Below are 18,230 nucleotides of genomic sequence, written 5' to 3' on the forward strand. Positions count from 1 at the left end.
GAGGGCGACGCATGACTTTGATTGCTGATCCAGACTTGCAAAGCTGGCTTGCCAAGGAGCCGATCTGGCTCGGCCCGAGCATAGCTCGATTGAACGGCGAGCGTTCGGCCTTTTCGGCAGTCGATGAAGGGCACTGGATGGTCGCGACTGAAGCCGATGGCACGCTCAAGCGGGCCGGTCGGATTTTGCGCATCCGCGGCGATCTCGATACCACCACGATCTATTTCGACCGTGTTTATACGTTCCGCACGTCAGGCACGACGTCTGACCTTGGGTTGACGTTGCCGGCCGCTCCAATCGCGCGGCTCCGGCCGGAAGACCTGACAAGCATTTTCGCTCTGGACGGCATTTCGATAGCCGATATTCCGCTCATCCAGAACGTCGCCTATGTCCGCGATCTGCTCGAAATAGCCGTCCGCGACGACCTTCTCGGCCCCGCTGGCGGGCCGCACGAGCATATCAAGGACATGAGCGTCCGCGACCGCTACCTGGTCGGCAAGCTCGCGCCGCGACGGCCAAGCGACACCGATGCCGTAGTCGTCGAGCCGGCGGCCGGCGCAGATGAAATCCGCGACATCGAGGACGAGCGGGCAGCGCCCATCCACGAACCCGGCGCCGAGTTCGCGAGCGTCTCCGGTCGCGTCGAGCCAGAGGACGACGCCCTCGACGAAATCGACACCACGAACAATCAGTCGCTCGTGCCGTCGAGCATGGGGCTCACGTTCTGCGTCGCGTCGGGCGTGGAGTCATTGGCAGCCGAGGTTCGGTGGGGACGCTACGAGCGCGTCCCGAGCGACGAGCACGATGTGGTCAAGACCCGCAAGAACCGCGGGACGGGCCGGGAGGAGGAAACCAAGGTCAAGGTGTGGCGGCGAATCCCGTGCGGTGGAGTGGTTCCCCTGCCTCTGAAAGACGGGCCGATACGGCCGGCGACGCCGGATCGTGACCAGCCCGAGGTCCGGCTTCAAGGGACGATCCGAACGAACGCCCATGGGGAGCGCCTCGTCACCCTGTTCCTCGTGAACGGCCAACTGGAGCCCGACGACAACAAGGATCGCGCCTGGTTGTTCCAGCCGGAAATCTCGGTGGCCGCGCCGGAAGGCGCCCCAGATCCGTCGATCTTCAGACGGCGTCCTTCCAACGAAGTCATCGTCGATGACCCGGAACGCGATCGCCTGGCCCTGATCTATCGGAATCGGCTGGAGTTCGCCGTGGGCCATGGTGTCTCCGTCCATGCCGACACGACGCCGGGCGACTCCGCGAAGGCTTCGCACCTCCGCACGGAAATCATCCCGCGCTACGAGGTCGCCGTCACCGAAACGCCGGGCCTCGACCCTGAGGACCGCCCGGCCATGCGCCGGATGGTCGATGAAGGATGGCTCGACATGGGCCGCCTCGCGGAGATGGAACCGCAACGATTGCGTGAGGCGCTGTCGTGCCTGGTCGATGACTATGCCGTCTGGATCGGGGAACAGAGGACGCGGCTGAAAGCCGAGATCACCGGCTTCGACGATCCGGGACAGGACGTGATCGCCCGCTGCGAAGAGACCTTGCGCCGCCTGCGTGAGGGCATGAACACGCTTTTTTCCGACGGTTCGGCGCTATCGGCGTTCCGCTTCGCCAACAAATCGATGGCGCTCCAGCGTGTACGAAGCCTCTATGCCCTCAAACGCAGGCGCGGCGAGACGGCCGACGTCGCGCAGCTCGACATCCCGAGAAATCGGTCCTGGCGCCCATTCCAGTTGGCCTTCCTCCTGCTGTCGGTGCCGTCCCTCACCGATCCAGCGCATCCCGATCGGACGAAGCCTGCGGAAGCCTTCGCCGATCTCCTCTGGTTCCCGACGGGCGGCGGCAAGACCGAAGCCTATCTGGGTGTGGCGGCCTTCGCCATGGCGATGCGCCGATTGAAGGACGATCTCGGCGGCCTCGATGCTTCTCGCGGCCTGGCCGTGATCATGCGATACACGCTGCGCCTGCTGACTCTGCAACAGTTCCAGCGCGCTGCAGCCCTCCTGTGTGCGATGGAAGTAATCCGTCACGTGGACGAGAAGCTCTGGGGCAAGGAGCCCTTCTCACTGGGGCTGTGGGTCGGCAATCGAGTGACTCCGGGCCGAACCGAAGATGCCCACCAAGCGATCGAGGCATTGCGGAATGGCGACCGAAACAGGTCCGGCATCGCTTCACCGGCCCAATTGACGAGCTGCCCCTGGTGCGGCTCCGAAATCTCGGCGGGCCGCGACATCGAGGTCGACCGTATAGCTGGCCGAACCCTCATCCATTGCGGTGACAAACTCGGCACTTGCGAATTTTCGCGCGCTGGTTCCAGCGGCCGCTCGCATCCCGGCTTACCCGTGAAGGTGGTCGATCAGGAAATCTATCATCGCCCGCCGACGATGATGATCGCCACAGTCGACAAGTTCGCCATGATGGCCTGGCGGCCGGAGGTGCGAACCCTTTTCGGCCGGGTCGATGAAGAATGCGAGCGTCACGGCTTGCTCTGGCCGGGGCACGACTGCGGCACCGGGCATCGCGCGCGCGGTGCTCATCCCGCCGCGAGGGTGAAGCCGGTGCGCGCCGCCGTCCGACCTCCCGATCTCATCATCCAGGACGAGTTTCACCTCATCAGCGGGCCGCTCGGCACCATGGTCGGCCTCTATGAGAGCGCCGTCGACGAGCTGAGTTCCTGGCTTCTCGGCGGCACGAAGGTCCGGCCGAAGGTCGTGGCTTCGACTGCTACCGTTCGGCGTGCCGAAGATCAGGTCCGCAATGTATTCATGCGGCGCATCTCGGTCTTTCCGCCCACCGGCCTCGACGTCGAGGACAATTTCTTTTCTGTTCAGCGCCCCATCGGTGAGAAGCCCGGACGCCGCTACATGGGCATCTGCGCGCCTGGCAGTTCTAGGCCCGCCGTTCTGATCCGAACCTACACGGCCTTCCTCACCGCCGCACAAGCCCTCTTCGATCGCTTCGGCCCGGTTGCCGATCCCTACATGACGCTCGTCGGCTATTTTAATTCGCTGCGCGAGTTGGGCGGGATGAAGCGTCTCGCCGAGGACGACGTGCAGACGCGCTCCTTCCGTGTGAATATGAGCTTGGTCGATCGTCCGGGCTTGTCGCAACGTCGCGTCGATGACGTCCGGGAACTCACCTCCCGCGTCTCCAGCCACGACATCCCGCGCTATCTCGATCAGCTCGAAATACCGTTCAATGGGACGCTCGATCCCAAGACGGGTGAATGGGTCGAGAACCGGGCTCCGGGCGACCCACGTCCGATCGACGTCGTTCTGGCCACCAACATGCTATCGGTCGGCGTGGACGTGAACCGCCTCGGCGTGATGGTCGTCAATGGCCAGCCGAAAGGAACGGCGGAGTATATCCAGGCGACCAGCCGCGTCGGGCGCTCACCGCCGGGTCTGGTCGCCACTGTGCTCACCTGGGCACGCCCGCGCGACCTCTCCCATTACGAGACGTTCGAGCACTACCACGCGACCTTCTATCAGCACGTCGAAGCTCAATCCGTGACGCCATTCTCTCCACGGGCGTTGGATCGCGGTCTCACGGGCACGATGCTGTCGATCATGCGGAATGGCTACGATCCCTTCGCGCCGAATACGGGCGCCGGCGCGATGAACAGCCCGAGCCGGCCGGAAATGACGACGACGATCGGCGTCGTGTCCGAGCGAACGTGGGAGGTCACGGAGGATTCGGCGAAGAAGGCGCTAACCGAACAAGAACTGAAGCATCGCGCCGATGATTGGGCCAAAGAGGCTGGCGTCGGTGGCCGCACGCTCGTCTATCAGAAATATGGGGCAGGCCCGACGGCCTATCCCCTGCTGGAAACTCCGGGCGTGAAGTCCTGGACGGATTGGACCGTTCCGATGTCGATGCGAGAGGTCGAACCCGGCGTGAGGCTGGTGATGGAAGACATGCGCTCGACGAATGATCCGACTTGGCGAGCCCGTGTCGCTCCAGCCGATGGGGGTGACGCATGAGCAAGACGCCCGTAGGTGAAATCCGTCCGAGTCAACTTTTGTGGACTTACGGCCCCGGCGCTCTGATCGACCTGCCCAATCTCTCGGTCGTCACCATGGGGATCGACCGTTGGGAAAGGGACCGATGCCAGCCCATTCAGGAGGCCCGGCTGCTGGCGAACGTCCGAAGCGTTCTCGGCCCCCAAGTGGAATCGCTGCGTATGCCGCCACTCGGCGACCGCGATGTCGTCGATCCGTTCTCGCCCGCGGCGCTGATCGGGGTTCCGGTGAAGCCATTCCCCCGATGGCTGCGCTGTGTGAAATGCGGCCTGCTGTCACCGTTCGACGCCGGCTTGTTCAAGCTGAAAGAAAACCGCTACCGGCCGGAATTGACGCGCTTCGTCCATGAGGGATGTCGCGGATCGAGCAACGATCAAAAAGCCCGAGACGCCGATGCCGTGCCGGCTCGTTTTCTGATGGCCTGCCGTGCAGGACACCTAGACGATTTCTCGTGGCATTGGTTCGTTCACGGTGGCCCATCCGATTGCCGCGGAACGCTGCGGTTCTTCGAAAGCGGCGCATCGCTGCAAACCGAGAATCTCTGGGTCAAATGCGATGCGTGCGGTGCGTCGAAGAACATGGCCCAAGCCTTCGGCCAGGCCGGCAGAGATAACCTGCCCGCATGTCGCGGAAGGCATCCCCACATCGATCGTTTCGATGATGACTGCCCCGAAGATCCGCGGGCGATTCTGCTTGGCGCGACCAATGGCTGGTTCCCGGTCACATTGTCGGTCCTCGCCATTCCTCAAACGGGCAGTCCTTTGGCGCAACTCATCGGCGATGGCTGGACCTTCTTCGAGGACGTTTCCTCGGCCGACGAGGTCGGGTTCGTGGTTAAGACGCTGAAGAAAGCGGCGCAGCTTCCAGGCATCGAGCAGTTCACCAGCGAGCAGATTTGGGCCGCCATCGAAGCCCACCGGAACGGAGGCGCGGACATCGGCCAGAGCGACCTCAAGGAACCGGAATGGCAAGTTCTGACGGCCGATGATCCGCCAACCGACTACCCGCATTTCATGAGTAAAAAGGTCGGGATTCCCAAAGGTTTCGAAGCGGCGATTACGCGCGTTCTCCTCCTGGAGCGGCTGCGCGAGGTAAATGCCTTGCTCGGCTTCACCCGCGTCGAATCCCCGGACGAAGGATCAGGTGACGACGCGGCGCCTCGCGCTCCATTGGGCAGGTCGGCTCCCGATTGGGTGCCGGCAACACAGGTCCACGGTGAAGGTATCTTCATCCGGTTCGATGCCGACGCTCTGAAAGCGTGGGCCGACAAGGATGCGGTCAAAGAGGTCGATGCGCGCTTGCGTGTGGGTCATCGCGGATGGCGTCAAAAGCGGAATCTCGACCCGCGGGACGGCTATCCCGGAGCGCGCTATGTCATGCTCCATACCCTAGCGCATTTGCTGATCAGAGAGTTGGCCCTCGAATGTGGGTACAACGCTGCCAGTATCCGGGAACGGATATATGCGGAAGTCGACGGAGCGAAGGATCAGGCTGGCTTCCTTATCTATACAGCCGCCGCCGATTCCGATGGAACGCTCGGTGGGCTTGTCGAATTGGGCAAACCCGAGAATCTTGGGCGCCTGCTTCGCCAAGCGCTGGATCGAGCACACGTCTGCGCCTCCGATCCCCTATGCTCCGAACATGACCCCAGTAAGGATCAATCGCTGCATGGAGCGGCTTGCCACGCTTGCTCCTTCGTGTCGGAAACATCTTGCGAACGGGGAAATCGGCATTTGGACCGTGCGTTGGTGATTCCGACATTAGAGAATCCCCTCGCAGCGTTTTTTCGGAGTTCCTGATGGGGCCGCTATTGAGTGCGGTTTCGGAACTCGTGACGCTGTTGTCGCCTTCGAAGGTCGAAGCAATCGCCGCTCGTCTCCGGGGAACTGGGCCGAAAGAACGAGATAGGAGCCTTCATCTGATAGTTGGCACGCCGACTGCCCGCGCCGCGTTGGATTCGTTCATCACGGCTTGGGAGCAATCCGAACTGCCAGGCGATGTAGTTGCGGGTATCTTGGTCGGCGCTACTCACACCCGCTTGCAAGCACAACGCGATAGTAACGTCGAACTGGTTTGGACCGGACCTACGACGCCTTTTGTGGCCACGCGGCGCACCGAACAGGTGCTCCTGGATTTGATCCAGCACGCGAAGTCCGAACTCTTCATCGTCAGTTTCGTCGCTTATGATGTGCCATCGGTCATTACGGCGATCAATGCAGCGATCGACCGTGGTGTCGAAACTCGAATTCTCGTCGAGGCGTCATCGGCCCACGGCGGCAGCTTGCTCGTCGATCCGGTGGCGACGATGAGAAGCTGCGTTCCTTCTGCTCTTCTATATGCTTGGACGGACCGGCCGCTTCCATTCACCGATGGTCGTGTTCACGCCAAAGTGGCGGTAGCTGATGACCGCACTGCATTTCTGACGAGCGCAAACCTCACCGGCCACGCCCTCGAAAAGAACATGGAGGCCGGAATCTTGGTCACTGGCGGCCATATCCCGTCCCGCTTGCAGGCGCATCTCCGTGCGCTCATCGAGACAAAGGTCATTCGTCAGGTCTGATGTGAACACGATCAGTGTATCCGAAGGCCCTCTTGCCTTTCGACTGCGTCTGCTGGAAGTCAAACATCATCGCTGCCAGGCGGATGCATTCTTGCCCGAAGATTGTCGTGAAAAGCTCGGAAGAAGCCGTCGGGCTCTCCATTCGAGCGGCGCCGCGGACGCAATCTCGCGAGACGTCGAATTTCATCGAAATCAACGCCGTCGAAGTGCCGCCGGAGCTTTCGCAATCTGTTTTCTGGCGCGTACCCCTCGATGTTCGAAAAGCCGCGTGGGTATCCCAGCGCACAATCGAGCTCATCCAGATCAAGCGATAGCGTTCTGACGCCCTCGGGAGTCAGCGCGCGGTGTGGACAGGACCAGGCAGGAAAAGCATCCGCGACTTGAAGCGTCAGGCCAGCCAACTTTGCTAGGTGCATCCGACACGCATCGCTGACCTCTACTTCGCGTAAGCATTCCGGGACGATGATGGTGCCGCTGGCGAACCAATGCGTCCAGCGCCGAGCCGTCGATCCTTGACCGAGAATCGCGACACGCCCCTCCTTTTGAGAGAAGTTGCGCAGGTCGAGGAAAAACCTCATAGCCCGATCCTCGCGCATCTCCGCTCGACGGGTGTCCCACCAATCAGCGAAGCTAGGTACTTTCGACATCTCTTTCTGAATCAGGAAAGTCACCGAGCGGGCGGCGGACAGGAAGGCATTCAGTTCAAAACCGAGCGCATGCCCGCGATTACGCGACAACCGCCGCATGAAGTATTCGGCCTCCAGAAGTTTTTCCTTTACGAGAAGAAGGCTGTGGAAGCGGAAATTCATACGATCAAGCTCTCGTATTTGAATCAGATGATTTTGAAAGTTCGTATTCGATCGCGGTGAGTTCTGTGCTCCACCAATTCAGGGCCTCACGATAGACATCTCGCGCGTCGTCTCCTTCGCTATATCCGTCGAGGATTGGCCGATAGATGTTTTCTCCAATCGGAACGATCTGCGGAATCTTCAAGATTTCGCCCGTGTCGGGATGCTGGGCCGTCATCATCACGGCGACGTCGACATGATCGAGCGGATGCAGATTGAATCGATACTCCTTCAGAATATTGTTTCGTTCCTGCTCTATGAATTCCCAGAAGACCGCATTCTCCGTCTTCTGCGACTTCCATCGATCATAGGCGACATCGACCTGGCGACGTACCTTGGGATCCGCGCCATCCACCTTGTGCAGCACGTGACCGACGGCACGAAGCAACGCGAGCGCCCCGGCCCAGTGCACACGCCACCGCACCAAGTCTTGCTCCGCTTCGAGCATTTCCAAAGCGATTTCACAGTCGGCAAGTACTTGGCGCGCCGTTCGTGTCATGATTTTCCTAAGCTCGGACCATCGGAAGCATCCGTATCGGCCAATTGAAAGTCAACGATCCGCTGATTGGAAGCATGCGAACTCCTCATCTGAAAGCGTAGGCGGGGAAAGTCTTCCCCTACGACCGAGCCAAAGTCTCGGCCTCCCCCTTCTGCGGGGAGACCCCGCAACGCCCCCTTAGAGTGAGAGTGGGGATCGGAGATCCGTGACGGGTTGAGTGTCGAGAGAGAGGCTCTCGGCGCCCGTCATGGAGTTTGATCCCATGAACATGCAGGTTCTCGATGCCCGCCGCGACATGAGTGGCGGCTACAAGGTCGATGTCAGCCGCGGCGAGCGTGTCGGGCGCGTGTCGTCCGAATGGTTTTCTCGCCCGGCCGACGAGCGTTACCTGTCCCTCTCCGAGCTGGCCCATTCTGTTCGCGCCCGGACGGAGCGCAGCCGGACCCGCGTGGTCGAGACCGCGCTGATCCATGTCGAGGCGAGCCGCGCTGATCCTGAGCGCTTGTCGCTGATCCTGCCGGGATCGGACACGCCGGTCGCGCCTACGCATTGGAGCTTCGGCCAGCTCGCCAGCCAGGTCGGCGCGCCAGCCGCCTATCTGCGCCAGCTTCCCGCCGCGTTGGCGGGCATCAACTTGCAATACGGCCTGACCTCGCACCGGGCCGAGCAGATCAAGACCCTGGAAACCGATGATGCTCGATCGGGGGGCCGTGTCGATCTGCGCGCCGTGACCGGCCCGGACTACGGGCGCATCTACGATCACGAACTGGTCGAGGCGGTGCAGCGGATCGCCGGCAATGGCACGGGCGATACGCGCTGGAAAGTGCCCGGCGTGCTGGACTGGTCGGCCGGCGTCTACAATCCGCGCGTCGACATCACCAAGGACACGACCACGCTCTATGCGTCCGACCGCGACGTGTTCCTCTTCTTGGTCGACGATCTCAACCCCATCGAGGCCGGCCGGCTCCCGGACGGCTCGCCCGATCTCTATTTCCGCGGCTTTTATTGCTGGAACTCCGAAGTCGGCGCGAAGACGCTCGGCATGGCGAGCTTCTATCTGCGCGCGGTCTGCCAGAATCGGAATTTGTGGGGCGTGGAAGATTTCGAAGAAATCACTATCCGCCACAGCAAATACGCCGCGTCCCGGTTCGCCCACGAAGCCGCCCCGGCGCTGCTGAATTTCGCCAATTCGTCGCCGATGCCCTTCATCAACGGCATAAGGGCCGCGCGGGAGCGCATCGTCGCCAGGACGGACGAGGATCGCACGGAATTCCTGCGCAAGCGTGGTTTCTCGAAGGCCGAGACCGGCAAGATCATCGAGACCGTCCTGGCGGAGGAAGGTCGGCCGCCCGAGTCCATTTTCGACTTTGTGGCGGGCATCACCGCGGTCGCCCGCGAAAAGACCAACCAGGATGCTCGGCTCGAACTGGAGGGCAAGGCCAAGAAGCTGCTCGACCGCGCAGCCTGATCCCCGTGGAGCCGGAAGCACGGTTTTCCGTGTCTCCGGCTTTGCGCGTTCGTGCCCTTCCGCTTCTCCTTATCCGTGGCGCTGCCCTCCAAGAGTGAGAGGGCGGCGCTTCGCTTCGTGACGAGTTCGGGTTCGAGAGAGAGGCTCTCGGCGCTCGTCGCGGAGTAAGGAACATGGCAACTGCCGTTCAGAAGATCACCCTGTCGTCCTCGCGCGACATTCCCTTCAACAAGCTGGTGCTCAGCCAGTCCAACATCCGGCGGGTGAAGGCCGGTGTCTCGATCGAGGACCTGGCCGCGTCGATCGCCCGTCGCGGCCTGATCCAGAGCCTCCATGTCCGCCCTGTTCTCGATGGTGAGGGCCAGGAAACCGGCATGTTCGAGGTGCCCGCCGGCGGCCGCCGTTATCGAGCGCTGGAGATGCTGGTTAAGCAGAAGCGCCTGAACAAGACCGCGGCGGTTCCCTGCGTCGTCGGCGCGAACGACAGCGGCATCCTGATGGAGGAAATCTCGCTGGCGGAGAATGACGAGCGTGTGCCGGCCCATCCTCTCGACCAATATCGCGCCTTCCAGGCGATGCGCGAAAAGGGCATGACCGAAGAGGACATCGCCGCCGCCTTCTTCGTCGACGTCAACATCGTGAAACAGCGGCTGCGCCTCGCATCGGTCTCGCCCGCACTGCTCGACATTTATGCCGAGGACGGCATGGAGCTGAAGCATCTCATGGCCTTCACCGTGTCGCACGACCACGCCCGGCAGGAGCAGGTCTGGGAAGCGATCCGCAATAGCTGGCAGAAGGAGCCTTATCACATCCGCCGCATGCTGACCGAGACGACGGTGCGCGCCTCCGACAAGCGCGCCGTATTCGTCGGCGTCGACGCCTACGAGGCCGCCGGTGGCATCGTCATGCGCGATCTCTTCGAGTCCGACGACGGCGGCTGGCTTCAGGATGTGGCCCTTCTCGACCGCCTCGTGTCCGAAAAGCTGACCACGATCGCCGACGAGATTGCGACCCATGGCTGGAAATGGGTCGAGGCCGCGGTCAGCATTCCCTACGGCGTCACCCATGGTCTTCGCGCGATCAAGGGCGTTCCGCTCGACATCACCGAGGAAGAACAGGCCACGCGCGACGCTCTGCAGGAGGAACTCGACCGGCTGATAGCCGAATACGAGGACGCCGACGAGCTGCCCGACGAGATCGATCAGCGTCTCGGCGAGATCGAGGTCGCCCTGGATGCACTCGACCAGCGTCCCGTCCGCTATGACCCGGACGAGATCGCCATCGCCGGCGTCTTCGTCAGCATCGACGCCGACGGCTCGCTCTGCGTCGATCGCGGCTATGTCCGCCCCGAGGACGAGCGTCCGGTGGAGACCGTTGGCGACATGCCGACGGACGAGGAAGTCGATCCCGAAACCGGCGAGATCCGCACGCCCGCCATCCAGCGCGCGGTCATCACCACCGGCGGCCAGCCCGTACAGACCGAGGAGGAGGACGAGGATGACGGCGTGAAGCCGCTGCCCGAACGCCTGATCATCGAGCTGACGGCCCATCGCACGCTCGCGCTGCGCGACGCGGTGGCGACCAATCCGCGGGTCGCGCTGACCATGCTGCTGCACAAGCTCGCCAGCGACACGTTCCGGCACACGGCTCCGACCGGCTGCCTCGAAGCAAGCGTGCGGCACCTCTATCTCTCCGGCCAGTCCGAGGAGATGAAGGCCAGCCCCTCGGCTCAGTCGGAGAATGAGCGGCATGAGCGCTGGGGCGATCATGTTCCCGCCGACGACCAGGCCCTCTGGGATTGGCTGGAACAGCTCGATGACGGCACCCGCCTCGACCTGCTGGCCCATTGCGTGAGCTTCGGGATCAATGCCCTCTTCGAGCGCCCGAATCCGCACGCCGCATCCGGCATCAGCCGCCACGGCCTGGATGTGCGTTTGGCGCAGGCCGACCGACTGGCCGTTGCCACCGGGCTCGACATGGTCGCTGCAGGCTGGAAGCCGACTGTCGGCAACTACCTCGGACGGGTGACGAAGGGCCGCATTCTCGAAGCCGTGCGCGAGGGCGCCGGTGAGCGGGCCGCGCAGCTTATCGGCCACCTGAAGAAGGGCGACATGGCCAAGGAGGCCGAGCGCCTGCTGGCCGATACCGGCTGGTTGCCGGAGCCGTTGCGCATGTCCAACGGCGCGGCCGGCGAAGATGCGCAGCCTGTCTCGCAAGACGACGCCGACGCCGACCTCCCGGCGTTCCTGGCCGACGACGGCGAGGATGACGAGCTGTCCGAGCCCGAAGACGAAGAGCACGTCGCACTGATCGCCGCCGAATAACGCGCCGATGCGGGGCGGTTCCGCCGCCTCGCATCATCTTCCATCCACCCCTCCGCCCGGCCTCACGCTGGGGCATTTTTTGTTTCAGGAGCCTGTCATGGCCGACTATTTCACCCATTTCTCGTGCCTGCTCGATGTGGGCACCCCAGAAAATGCCGCGCGAGCGCTCGACCTCTACAACGCGCTGTCCGCAGAAGGCGCGTCCGAAGAGCCGCCCTCTAAGGGCTTCCAGCTCTTCATCCAGCCCGAGCACGGCGGCACGAATCTCTGGATGCGCGATGAAGTCACCGGCCATCCCGAACGGCTGATCCAGTTCGTGAAGCGCTGCGCTGAGGCCTTCGGCCTGAAGGGGCGCTGGGGATTCCAATACGCAAAAACCTGCTCGCGTCCCCGTCTCGATGGCTTTGGCGGGGGCGCTCATGTCCTCGACCTCGCCACCGGCGAGACAGTCGGCTGGACATATACCGATGGCTGGCTCGCCGAAACCCTCGCCGACGAGGGAGCCCGGTCATGAGCATCCCCGACCACGCCCGGAGCAATTTCCAAACGCTGCTGCGTGCTGCCGCGGACGGAAACCTCGCGCTCATGGAATGTCTCGACGCAGAGACCGGCGCCCAGCGCTATGTCATCTGCGCCGTCGGGCGCGATGGCGGAGATGTCGTCTTCACACCGTTCGGCCATCTCGCGGATGGCAATCCCTACGAGTCCTATCTGCCGCCGGACCCTGACGACCCGAACGGTTTCCTGCGTCCCGAGGTGCAATCATAGCCGGCATCGCTGCTGGCCGTCACATCGATCACCACAGCGCCTCGCCTCACGGCCGGGCGCTTTTTTATGCCAGCCGATGAGAGGGAGAGGTCCGCCGGGACGGGATGAGTCTGGGCGGTTCAAGAGAGAGCGCCGGCCGGGCTCGTCCGTTCCAGCTCTCCCGAGGATCTCCCGATGACTGTTTTGTCGCCCGAGGCCGCTCCGGCCGCGCCCGTCGCCTATGCCCCCTCTATCCTGTCGGCCGCCCAGGGCCTGCTCGCGCATCTCGAACGCGGCGAACGCATCGAAACCCCGATGCTGCGCGGCGCCATGGAAACCGCATTCCTCGTTTCCGATTCGGGCGGTGCATGGGACTGGAAGGCTTCCTACGAAGCCTGCGAGGTGGCAACCGTCCTGTTTCTACGGAAATACGGACGCGCGCTTTTCCGTAAATCCGCGTCTCCGGTTGAACGGCTTTCCACCTTATCAAAGATCGCCGCGCTCCTGCCGACCCATACCTGCCGCTCGGAGGAGAGCCAGGCTCTTCAGCAATTCTCGGCACCGATCCCTCTTGGCCTCGCGGTGACGACGGCCGCGAGTATCGCACCAACCGATATTGTCCTGGAACCCTCAGCCGGCACCGGCCTGCTCGCTGTTCTCGCATCGACGGCCGGCGGTTCGCTGATCCTCAACGAGCTGGCTGATCGTCGCGCCGATCTCCTCGCCTCCCTGTTCCCGGCCATTTCGGTCACACGCTTCGACGCCGCGCAGATCGACGACCATCTCGATCGGGCGGCCGTTCCCTCCGTCGTGCTGATGAACCCGCCGTTCTCGGCCATGGCCAACGTCTCCGGCCGGGTTGCCGATGCCGGGTTTCGCCACATCGCATCGGCGTTGAACCGGCTCGCGCCCGGTGGCCGCCTCGTCGCAATCACCGGCGCCAATGTCGGTCCCGATATGCCCGACTGGCGCGATGCGTTCGTGCGCCTGCAGGAACGCGGCACCGTCGTCTTCTCGGCCGCGATCGCTGGCTCTGTCTATGCCAAGCATGGCACGACGTTCCCCACCAGGCTGACCGTCATCGACAAGCTGCCGGCCGACGACCCCATAGCCTTTCCAACGTCGCCCGGCACGGCGCCCGATGTGGTCACGCTGCTCGGATGGATCGAGCGCGACATGCCTGCCCGTGCGCCCGTCACCCTGCCGGCGATCTCCACGCCCGTCGCGGTCACGCCCCCGAAATCCGTGCGCGGCTATCTCGCCCGCGCGGCGTCCGCTCGTCCGGCGGCCCCGCTCGACAACGATCCGGAAGGCATCCTACTCGCCTATGAGACCGTGGACTGGTCGCCGGCCGAGGGCGCGCACCTGACCGAGGCGATCTATGAGGAATATGGATTGCAGTCGATCCGCATTCCCGGCGCGCAGGCGCACCCGACCAAGCTCGTGCAATCCGCCGCCATGGCGAGCGTCGCGCCGCCGAAGCCGAGCTACCGGCCGACCTTGCCGACGAACATCCGTAGCCTGCTGTCGGACGCCCAGCTCGAAACGGTGATCTATGCCGGTGAGGCGCACAGCGATTATCTCGCCGGCGCGTGGACGGTCGACGAGACGTTCGACCTCGTAAAAGCTGCGCCCGCCTACGCGGCCGGCACCGTTCGCTTCCGTCGCGGCTTCATGCTCGGCGACGGCACCGGCGCCGGGAAAGGCCGCCAATCGGCCGGTATCATCCTCGACAACTGGCTCCAGGGGCGCCGCAAGGCGGTCTGGATCAGCAAGTCCGACAAGCTGATCGAGGACGCGCAGCGCGACTGGTCCGCGCTCGGCATGGAGCGCCTGCTGGTCACACCGCTGTCGCGGTTCCCGCAGGGCAAGCCCATCGCGCTGTCGGAAGGCGTCCTATTTGCAACCTACGCCACGCTGCGCTCCGACGACCGTGGCGAGAAGGTTTCGCGCGTCCGGCAGATCGTTGAATGGTTGGGCTCCGACTTTGACGGAGTGATCATTTTCGACGAGAGCCACGCGATGCAGAATGCCGGCGGCGGCAAGGGAGAACGGGGCGACGTTGCCCCCTCGCAGCAAGGCCGCGCCGGCCTTCGGCTTCAGCACGCCGTTCCCAATGCCCGCGTCGTCTATGTCTCCGCCACCGGCGCGACCACCGTCCACAATCTCGCCTATGCGCAGCGCCTCGGCCTCTGGGGCGGCGAGGATTTCCCCTTCGCCACGCGCGCGGAATTCGTCGAGGCCATCGAGGACGGCGGCGTCGCGGCGATGGAGGTGCTGGCCCGCGATCTGCGATCGCTCGGACTCTATACCGCCCGCTCGCTCTCCTACGATGGCGTGGAATACGAGCTGGTCGAACACCAACTCACCGACGAACAGCGCCGCATTTACGACGCCTATGCCGGCGCCTTCACCATCATCCACAATCACCTCGACGCTGCGATGGAGGCCGCCAACATCACCGGTTCGACCGGGACGTTGAACCGCCAGGCCAAGTCCGCCGCGCGCTCGGCATTCGAATCCGCGAAGCAGCGCTTCTTCGGGCACCTCCTCACGTCGATGAAAACGCCGACCTTGCTCGGCTCGATTGAGCACGATCTGGAGGCCGGACACGCCGCCGTCGTGCAGATCGTGTCCACCGGCGAAGCGCTGATGGAACGACGCCTGGCCGAAATCCCGACCGAGGAATGGAACGACGTGTGCGTCGACATTACGCCGCGCGAATACGTCCTCGACTATCTCGCCCATTCCTTCCCGGTGCAGCTTTATGAACCCTACACCGATGGCGAAGGCAATCTGTCGTCACGCCCGGTCTATCGCGATGGCCAGCCGGTCGAGAGCCGTGAGGCCGTCGCTCGACGCGATGAGCTGATCGAGCGCCTCGCGTCGCTCCCGCCGGTGCCCGGCGCTCTCGACCAGATCGTCCAGCGCTTCGGCACCGACACGGTGGCCGAGGTGACGGGCCGCTCGCGCCGGATCGTCCGCAAAGGCGATCGCCTTGCTGTCGAGAACCGCGCGCCATCGGCCAACCTCGCCGAGACCGCCGCCTTCATGGACGATTTGAAGCGCGTGCTCGTGTTCAGCGATGCGGGCGGCACCGGCCGCAGCTACCATGCGGAGCTGTCGGCGAAGAACCAGCGGCTGCGCGTGCATTACCTGCTCGAGCCGGGCTGGCGGGCAGACGCGGCGATCCAGGGGCTTGGCCGCACCAACCGGACGAACCAGGCGCAGCCGCCGCTCTTCCGTCCGATCGCGACCGACGTGAAGGCAGAGAAGCGCTTCCTCAGTACGATCGCCCGGCGTCTCGATACGCTCGGCGCAATCACCCGCGGGCAGCGCCAGACCGGCGGCCAGGGCCTGTTCCGACCCGAGGATAATCTGGAATCTTCCTACGCCCGCGATGCGCTACGACAGCTCTATCTCCTGATCGTGCGTGGCAAGATCGACGGCTGCTCGCTCCATCGCTTCGAGACCGCCACCGGCCTCAAGCTGATGGACGACAACGGCATCAAGGACGAGCTGCCGCCGATCGCGACGTTCCTCAATCGGCTGCTGGCGCTCACCATCGAGCTGCAGGGCATCCTGTTCACCGCCTTCGAACAGCTTCTTGATGCCAAGGTGGCCGGCGCAATCGCCAGCGGCGTCTATGACGTCGGCCTCGAAACCCTGACGGCGGAGAGTTTCGTCGTCACCGATCGCACGACGATCTACACTCACCCGGCCTCGGGCGCGGAAACCCGGCTGCTGACCATCACCCAGCGCGAGCGCAATCGACCGCTGTCGCTCGACGACGCCCTCGGCTGGCTCGATGATCGCGGCGCGAAGCTGTTGGTGAACGAGCGCTCCGGGCGAGCCGCCGTGCAGGTTCCAGCGCCGTCGCTCATGCTCGACGATGGCGAGATCGAACGCCGCGTCCGGTTGATCCGGCCGATGGAGCATCACCATGCCTCGTTGAGGGCGATGGCGGAAAGCCATTGGCAGGAGGCCGACCGGAATACCTTTGCGGCCGCCTGGTCCCGCGAACTCGGCGACGTGCCCGCCTTCAGCGAAAGCACGATCCATATCGTCGCTGGTCTCCTGCTGCCGGTGTGGAAGCGGCTGCCGAACGAGTCGACGCGCGTCTATCGGCTCCAGACCGACGATGGCGAACGCATCATCGGCCGTCGTGTCTCGCCGGCCTGGGCGGCGAACGCTGCATCGACCGACGCGGCCAGTCTCGACGCCGACGATGCCTATGCCGCGCTGATCGACGGGCGCACGATCCTCGACCTGGCCGAGGGACTTCAGCTTCGCCGCGTGCGCGTCATGGGCGCGAACCGGATCGAGCTGACCGGCTTCACCGAGGCCATGCGCGACCGCCTTCGCGCCTACGGCCTGTTCACCGAGATCATCTCCTGGTCGCTACGGTTCTTCGTGCCGATCGACAGCACGGGACCGGCGGTGCTCGGCAAGCTGCTCGACACCTATCCGGTGGCCCGCATCGGCGAGCGGGAGGCTGCGTGATGGCCCGCCGCGACGCTTCCGATCTCGCATCTCGTCTCAGCCAACAGGCCGAGGCGGTGTGCAAACACTACCTCGGCGCCGGCCGCCGACAGGGCAATTATTGGCAAGTTGGCGACGTGCGCAACACGCCCGGCCGATCAATGTTCGTCCGCCTGAAGGACAGCGCCAAAGGCCCTGCCGGCAAATGGACCGATGCCGCGACGGGCGAACATGGTGATCTGCTCGACGTGATCCGTGAATCGCTGGGGCTGATCGATTTCGCTGACGTCGCCGAAGAGGCGCGTCAGTTCCTCAGCCTGCCGCATCCTGATCCCGAGCCGCAGCCGAAACAGCACGCACGCACGCCAGCACCATCCGGGTCGGCCGAGGCAGCACGCCGGCTCGTTGCCATGTGTCAGCCGATCAGCGGGACACTCGTAGAAGCGTATTTGCGCGGTCGCGGAATGACGGCTTTGCACGGATGCGGAAACCTGCGTTTCCACCCCCGCTGCTATTATCGGCCCGACGAGCACAGCCCGACCGAGACATGGCCGGCAATGATCGGCGTCGTCACCGATCTCTCCGACAGGATCACCGGCGCGCATCGGACCTGGCTCGCCCCGGACGGCTCCGGCAAGGCGCCGATCGACATCCAGCGAAAAGCGATGGGCGACCTTCTCGGGCACGCGGTCCGCTTCGGGCTCTCCGGCGAGGTATTGGCGGCGGGCGAAGGCATCGAAAGCGTGCTCTCCGCCCGCGAGGCCATGCCCGGCATGTCGGCGGCGGCCGCACTCTCGGCGGCTCACCTCGCCGCCATCCAGTTCCACGATGCACTACGGCGGCTCTATGTCGTCCGTGACAATGACCGCGCCGGGGACGGCGCGCGGAACACGCTGATCGAACGGGCGAACGCGGTCGGAATCGAGGCGATTGCCCTGTCCCCCGTGCTCGGGGACTTCAACGAGGATCTCCGTGCATTTGGGCGTGACGCGCTGATGGCGCATATCCGGGTGCAGCTCGCTCCGCAGGATGTCGCCCGCTTCATACTCATGGCGGCATAGGCCGGCGGTCGAACGGCGGCGGCGTGCGGCCGCCATCACGCTCGCCTGGATGCTCGATCCTTTGGAGAGGACCGCGCCTCGGCCTTCGAGAGGGCGATCGGCCCACGAGCGGTACGGACAGGCAATGCCTGCGGCCGACTATTTTCCGGCGGCGACCGACCACCCCACGCGACAGGTCGCGTGGGGACCCCGGATCAGCCGCCTTTCCAT

The 18,230-nt window shown here is 64.0% G+C and carries 11 protein-coding genes; 9 read left to right on the plus strand and 2 right to left on the minus strand.

Going from position 1 to position 18,230, the window contains the following annotated elements; all coding sequences use genetic code 11:
• The first annotated feature begins 11 nt into the window (after positions 1 to 11).
• The 3 genes from drmA to drmC are packed head-to-tail and all read left to right on the plus strand — an operon-like array spanning position 12 to position 6,591.
• A complete protein-coding gene (gene drmA / locus H2037_RS02410) occupies positions 12 to 3,992 on the plus strand; it encodes a DISARM system helicase DrmA (protein ID WP_292117272.1) in 3,981 nt (1,326 codons plus the stop codon).
• Positions 3,989 to 5,830, plus strand: a complete 1,842-nt coding sequence (locus tag H2037_RS02415) for a DUF1998 domain-containing protein (RefSeq protein ID WP_292117275.1) — start codon at positions 3,989 to 3,991, stop codon at positions 5,828 to 5,830. The genes drmA and H2037_RS02415 overlap by 4 nt, the downstream gene beginning before the upstream one ends.
• A complete protein-coding gene (drmC, locus tag H2037_RS02420) occupies positions 5,830 to 6,591 on the plus strand; it encodes a DISARM system phospholipase D-like protein DrmC (RefSeq protein WP_292117278.1) in 762 nt (253 codons plus the stop codon). Before H2037_RS02415 ends, drmC begins: the two co-directional genes overlap by 1 nt.
• A 59-nt stretch (positions 6,592 to 6,650) precedes the next feature.
• Here drmC and H2037_RS02425 read toward each other — a convergent pair whose 3' ends face one another.
• Both H2037_RS02425 and H2037_RS02430 read right to left on the minus strand, forming a co-directional pair.
• Positions 6,651 to 7,400, minus strand: a complete 750-nt coding sequence (locus H2037_RS02425; protein ID WP_292117282.1) for a hypothetical protein — start codon at positions 7,398 to 7,400, stop codon at positions 6,651 to 6,653.
• A 4-nt stretch (positions 7,401 to 7,404) separates the two neighbouring features.
• Positions 7,405 to 7,938, minus strand: a complete 534-nt coding sequence (locus tag H2037_RS02430; protein WP_292117284.1) for a hypothetical protein — start codon at positions 7,936 to 7,938, stop codon at positions 7,405 to 7,407.
• Positions 7,939 to 8,200: 262 nt separating this feature from the next.
• Between H2037_RS02430 and H2037_RS02435 the strand changes: the two genes are divergently transcribed.
• The 6 genes from H2037_RS02435 (at position 8,201) to H2037_RS02460 (ending at position 18,020) form a co-directional block, all read left to right on the plus strand.
• Positions 8,201 to 9,406, plus strand: coding sequence for a DUF932 domain-containing protein (locus tag H2037_RS02435; protein ID WP_292117286.1), 1,206 nt, complete (start codon positions 8,201 to 8,203; stop codon positions 9,404 to 9,406).
• 173 nt (positions 9,407 to 9,579) lie between these two features.
• Positions 9,580 to 11,730 (plus strand): ParB/RepB/Spo0J family partition protein, encoded by a 2,151-nt coding sequence (locus H2037_RS02440; RefSeq protein ID WP_292117288.1) that lies wholly within the window; start codon positions 9,580 to 9,582, stop codon positions 11,728 to 11,730.
• 97 nt (positions 11,731 to 11,827) lie between these two features.
• Positions 11,828 to 12,244, plus strand: coding sequence for a hypothetical protein (locus H2037_RS02445; protein ID WP_292117290.1), 417 nt, complete (start codon positions 11,828 to 11,830; stop codon positions 12,242 to 12,244).
• On the plus strand, positions 12,241 to 12,498 hold the full coding sequence (locus H2037_RS02450; RefSeq protein WP_292117292.1) for a DUF6117 family protein: 258 nt from the start codon (positions 12,241 to 12,243) through the stop codon (positions 12,496 to 12,498). The genes H2037_RS02445 and H2037_RS02450 overlap by 4 nt, the downstream gene beginning before the upstream one ends.
• A gap of 174 nt (positions 12,499 to 12,672) precedes the next feature.
• On the plus strand, positions 12,673 to 16,980 hold the full coding sequence (locus H2037_RS02455; RefSeq protein WP_292117295.1) for a strawberry notch family protein: 4,308 nt from the start codon (positions 12,673 to 12,675) through the stop codon (positions 16,978 to 16,980).
• Positions 16,980 to 18,020, plus strand: coding sequence for a toprim domain-containing protein (locus tag H2037_RS02460; RefSeq protein ID WP_292117298.1), 1,041 nt, complete (start codon positions 16,980 to 16,982; stop codon positions 18,018 to 18,020). Before H2037_RS02455 ends, H2037_RS02460 begins: the two co-directional genes overlap by 1 nt.
• The last annotated feature ends 210 nt before the right edge of the window (positions 18,021 to 18,230 follow it).

Origin of the sequence: Brevundimonas sp. (assembly GCF_013912065.1) — a bacterium.
Taxonomy (GTDB): domain Bacteria; phylum Pseudomonadota; class Alphaproteobacteria; order Caulobacterales; family Caulobacteraceae; genus Brevundimonas.

What these genes read in the sequence shown, in the direction of transcription:
- drmC (WP_292117278.1), top strand. Translation starts at nt 5,830, where the DNA reads ATGGGGCCGCTATTGAGTGCGGTTTCGGAACTCGTGACGCTGTTGTCG.
- H2037_RS02445 (WP_292117290.1), top strand. Translation starts at nt 11,828, where the DNA reads ATGGCCGACTATTTCACCCATTTCTCGTGCCTGCTCGATGTGGGCACC.
- drmA (WP_292117272.1), top strand. Translation starts at nt 12, where the DNA reads ATGACTTTGATTGCTGATCCAGACTTGCAAAGCTGGCTTGCCAAGGAG.
- H2037_RS02455 (WP_292117295.1), top strand. Translation starts at nt 12,673, where the DNA reads ATGACTGTTTTGTCGCCCGAGGCCGCTCCGGCCGCGCCCGTCGCCTAT.
- H2037_RS02430 (WP_292117284.1), bottom strand. Translation starts at nt 7,938, where the DNA reads ATGACACGAACGGCGCGCCAAGTACTTGCCGACTGTGAAATCGCTTTG.
- H2037_RS02450 (WP_292117292.1), top strand. Translation starts at nt 12,241, where the DNA reads ATGAGCATCCCCGACCACGCCCGGAGCAATTTCCAAACGCTGCTGCGT.
- H2037_RS02435 (WP_292117286.1), top strand. Translation starts at nt 8,201, where the DNA reads ATGAACATGCAGGTTCTCGATGCCCGCCGCGACATGAGTGGCGGCTAC.
- H2037_RS02440 (WP_292117288.1), top strand. Translation starts at nt 9,580, where the DNA reads ATGGCAACTGCCGTTCAGAAGATCACCCTGTCGTCCTCGCGCGACATT.
- H2037_RS02460 (WP_292117298.1), top strand. Translation starts at nt 16,980, where the DNA reads ATGGCCCGCCGCGACGCTTCCGATCTCGCATCTCGTCTCAGCCAACAG.
- H2037_RS02415 (WP_292117275.1), top strand. Translation starts at nt 3,989, where the DNA reads ATGAGCAAGACGCCCGTAGGTGAAATCCGTCCGAGTCAACTTTTGTGG.
- H2037_RS02425 (WP_292117282.1), bottom strand. Translation starts at nt 7,400, where the DNA reads ATGAATTTCCGCTTCCACAGCCTTCTTCTCGTAAAGGAAAAACTTCTG.